The sequence below is a fragment of the Nocardioides sp. CPCC 206348 genome, assembly GCF_048654705.1.
Taxonomy (GTDB): Bacteria; Actinomycetota; Actinomycetes; order Propionibacteriales; family Nocardioidaceae; genus Nocardioides.
Window position 1 is genome coordinate 33,745 of record NZ_JBMCZA010000243.1, and the last position, 4,093, is coordinate 37,837.

The following is a 4,093-nucleotide window of genomic DNA, read 5'->3' on the forward strand; positions in this document are numbered from 1 at the left end:
GTCGGTGCGGTCACCGCTGGTTCGTCCTCGCCGCTGACGGATGGGGCTGCCGGCGTACTGCTGGCCTCCGACGACGCGGTGGCGCGGCACGGCTTCACCAAGCGCGCCCGGATCCTCGACCAGACCACCGTCGGCGTGGACCCGTTGATCATGCTGACCGGTCCGATCCCTGCGACCCGCAAGCTCCTCGAGCGCAACAACATGACGATGGACGACATCGACCTGGTCGAGATCAACGAGGCCTTCAGCTCCGTCGTCCTCGCATGGGAGCGCGAGCTCAAGCCGGACATGGACAAGGTCAACGTCAACGGCGGCGCGATCGCCCTGGGCCACCCGGTGGGTGCCTCCGGCTCGCGTCTCTTCGCCACGCTGCTGGCGGAGATGGAACGCCGCGACGTCGAGGTCGGACTGGTCACGATGTGCTGCGGCGGCGGCCTCGGCACGGCGACTCTCGTCCAGCGCGTCTGAGGCCGACATGTTCGACGTGGCGGATTTCCTGAACCCGGGTGACGGGGTGTGGTGGGGGCAAGGCAGTGCCGAGCCCGAGCCCCTCGTCAACCAGGTGCTCGACGCGGTGGACCGCGTCGGGCCGATCAGGGCCTTCTCGGGGCTCACGTGGAACGAGCGACTCTCGGGCGACCTGCCGGAGAAGCTCACCGTCGTCTCGTACGGCGGCCTGGGACAGCTGCGGAGCCTGAGCCGGCAGGGCCAGCTCGACGTCGTGCCGTGCCACTACTCGGCCATTCCGCGGATGTTCGCGTCCGGCCAGCTCCCCAACGACGTCGGCCTGGTGCAGGTCTCGCCCCCGGACGGCGACGGCATGGTCACCCTCGGCACCGGCGTCGAGTACGTCGCCGACGCACTGCACCACACGCGCACCCTCATCGCCGAGATCAACCAGCAGATGCCCCGGACCACCGGCGGCCCGAGGCTGCCCCTGTCGACCTTCGCGGCCGTCATCGAGACCGACCGGCCGTTGCGAGAGGCGCCGTCGAAGCCCGCCGACGACGTCGAGCGGGCGATCGCGACCAACGTGGCCGGCATCGTCGACGACGGAGCCACCCTCCAGATCGGGGTGGGCTCGCTGCCGTCCGCCGTCCTGGAAGCGCTCTCCGGGCACCGCAAGCTCGGTTTCCACAGCGGCATGATCACCGACGGTGTGCTGACGCTGGTGGAGAAGGGCGTGATCACCGGTGGTGAGAAGGAGATCGATGCCGGCATCGTGGTCACCGGTGCGGCCCTGTGCAGCACCGACGGCTACCACCGGCTCGGCGACTTCCCGGTCGAGTTCCGACCCGCGAGCTACACGCACTCTCCGTCCGTGCTCTCGCGCCTGGGTTCCCTGATCTCGATCAACTCCGCCATCGAGGTCGACCTGCTGGGCCAGGTCGGCGCCGAGCTCGCCCGCGGTGTCCACATCGGTGCGGTCGGTGGCCAGGTCGACTTCAGTCGGGCCGCAGCGCTGACCGGTTCGCGGTCCATCATCGCGCTGCGCTCGACGGTCGGCTCAGGGGAGCGCGAGCAGTCCACCATCGTGCCGACCCTGGCCAGCGGAGTCGTCACCACAGCGCGCGTCGACGTCGACGCCGTCGTGACCGAGCATGGTGTCGCCATGCTCACCGGCTGCACGGTTGCCGAGCGGGCGCTGCGCCTCATCGAGGTCGCCGCACCCCAACACCGTGACCACCTCGAACGCAGCCTCGCAGAGCAGGAGACCCGATGAATTCCCCCCTGAAGACCGTGACGTTCCCCAACAGTGCCGAGGACGAGCGCCGGACCGTCCACGTCCGGGAGGTCGGCCCCCGGGACGGCTTCCAGAACGAGCCGGAAACGATCGCGACCCAGGACAAGATCCGGCTGATCAACGCGCTTGGTCAGTCGGGTGTCAAGCGGATCGAGGTCGCCAGCTTCGTGCGCCCCGACGTGATCCCCCAGCTGTCCGACGGGGTCGCGGTGCTCCAGGGCATCGACGTCCCCGCTGATGTCCAGCGGATGGTCCTGGTCCCCAACAGCAAGGGTCTGGACAACGCCCTCGGGCACCGTGATCTGTTCGAGGAGATCGCCCTCTTCGTCAGCGCCAGCGAGACGCACAACAAGCGCAACATCAACCGGAGCGTCCAGGAGACCATGGACGACGTCATGCAGATGGGCAAGCGGATCCTTGCTGAGGACCTCACCTACTGCGCGGTGATCGCCACGTCCTTCGGTTGTCCCTTCGAGGGTGCCGTGCCGATGGATCGGGTGCTGGACCTCGCCGAGCAGTTCGCCGAGTCCGGTGCGACCGAGATCGGCTTCGGCGACACGACCGGGATGTGCAACCCGGCGTACGCCCACCGGTTCTTCGCCGCTGCGATCGAACGACTGCCCGGAGTCGAGATCACTGCGCACTTCCACAACACCCGCGGCCAGGGCCTCGCCAATGCGTACGCCGCCCTGGAAGCCGGCTGCCGCAGCTTCGAGTCCAGCTTCGGCGAGCTCGGCGGCTGCCCCGTTCCGGCCGGTTCGACGGGCAACATCGCCACCGAGGACCTCGTCTCGATGTTCCATGAGATGGGCGTCGACACGGGGCTCGACCTCGAGCGGATCATCGACGCCGCCCGCGACGCCCAGAGCACCCTCGGGCGCAAGCTCACCAGCCACTCGATCATCGCCGGGCCAGTCATCTGGTCCCCGGCCAGCTGAACCCACCACTCGAAGGAGAACACAATGAGCAACCGCGTCGCACTGGTCACCGGTGGTGCCCAGGGCATCGGCAAGGGCATCGCCACCACGCTGGGTCGGGACGGGTTCCGGGTCGTCGTGGCGGACCTGAACCTTGCCGTCGCCGAGGAGACCGCCAAGGAGATCAGCGCCGCCGGGGGAGAGGCCATCGCCGTCCAGATCGACGTGACGTCGACGGAGTCGGTCAAGGCCGCCGTCGCAACCGTGGAGCAGGAGCTCGGCCCGATCGAGGTCGTGGTCAACAACGCCGGCTGGGACGACTTCATGCCCTTCGTGAAGACGACCGAGGAGTTCTGGGACAAGGTCATCGACATCAACTACAAGGGCGCACTTCGCGTCATCCACGCCGTGGTGCCGGGCATGACCGAGCGCGGCTTCGGACGCGTCATCAACATCGGCTCCGACGCCGGTCGCGTGGGTTCGTCGATGGAGGCGGTCTACTCGGGCGCCAAGGGCGGCATCATCGCCTTCACCAAGACCCTCGCCCGCGAGGTCGCGCGCAAGGGTGTCACCGCCAACACGGTGTGCCCCGGCCCGACGGACACCCCGGCGCTGCGCAAGTTCGCCGACGGTGCTGGCGGCGGCGACGCCGAGAAGGTCATCTCCGGCATGACGAACGCGGTCCCGATGAAGCGCCTCGGCACGCCCGACGACATCGGCCCGGCTGTCTCCTTCTTCGCCTCGGACGGCGCCGGCTTCGTGACGGGCCAGACGCTGTCCGTCAGTGGCGGCCTCACGATGGCCTGACGGACAGCGACATGTCCGTACGGGGATGGATCGGAGCGCTGCTGACCGTCGCGCTCCTGGTCCTGGTGTCGCCGCCGTCGCCTCCTGGCGCAGGAAGTCAGGTGGGGGCCGCTTCCGCTCACGCGCTCGGCGGCGGCGACGCCAGCCCCGTGCTCCGCACGCCCCGTGCCCGTCTGGACGCTGCCGTGCGATGCAGTCGTCTGGCCAACCGCTCCAACCCCAGACCTACGGTGCTTCTTGTCCACGGCACGGCCAGTGAACCCGACGAGGTCTGGGGTTGGGCCTTCGAACGCCAGCTCACTGCCGACGGCTACGGCTGGTGTGACGTGCGCCTGCCGAAGCGGGCGCTGGGTGACTTCACCGTCGCCGCGGAGTACGCCGTGCACGCCGCCCGGGTGGCCCATCGACGCAGTGGTCGCAAGGTGGCGCTGGTCGGGCACAGCCAGGGTGGCGCGATGGTGCTGTGGGTCGCGAAGTTCTGGCCCGACGTCGCGCGGCATGCCTCGGACGTCGTACCGATCGCCGGGCCGTTGCGCGGTACGGCGGTCGCCAACGCACTGTGCGCGACCTGCCGGTGCGCTCCGATCGCCTGGCAGATGTCCCGCGGGGGCCACACCATGCGGGC

4 protein-coding genes and 1 pseudogene are annotated in these 4,093 nt (G+C 69.2%); all 5 read left to right on the forward strand.

All coding sequences use genetic code 11. From position 1 onward, the window contains the following. Positions 1-468: pseudogene (locus ACOADB_RS28535) on the forward strand (hypothetical protein); the annotation flags it as partial. A 16-nt stretch (positions 469-484) separates the two neighbouring features. Beyond that, positions 485-1,723, forward strand: a complete 1,239-nt coding sequence (locus ACOADB_RS28540) for an acetyl-CoA hydrolase/transferase family protein (protein ID WP_378607194.1) — start codon at positions 485-487, stop codon at positions 1,721-1,723. Continuing rightward, complete coding sequence (locus ACOADB_RS28545) at positions 1,720-2,682, forward strand: hydroxymethylglutaryl-CoA lyase (protein ID WP_378607197.1); 963 nt, start codon at positions 1,720-1,722, stop codon at positions 2,680-2,682. Before ACOADB_RS28540 ends, ACOADB_RS28545 begins: the two co-directional genes overlap by 4 nt. A 24-nt stretch (positions 2,683-2,706) precedes the next feature. Beyond that, positions 2,707-3,468 (forward strand): SDR family NAD(P)-dependent oxidoreductase, encoded by a 762-nt coding sequence (locus tag ACOADB_RS28550; protein ID WP_378607200.1) that lies wholly within the window; start codon positions 2,707-2,709, stop codon positions 3,466-3,468. 230 nt (positions 3,469-3,698) lie between these two features. After that, a partial coding sequence (locus ACOADB_RS28555; protein ID WP_378607203.1) for an esterase/lipase family protein occupies positions 3,699-4,093 on the forward strand: 395 nt, incomplete at its 3' end.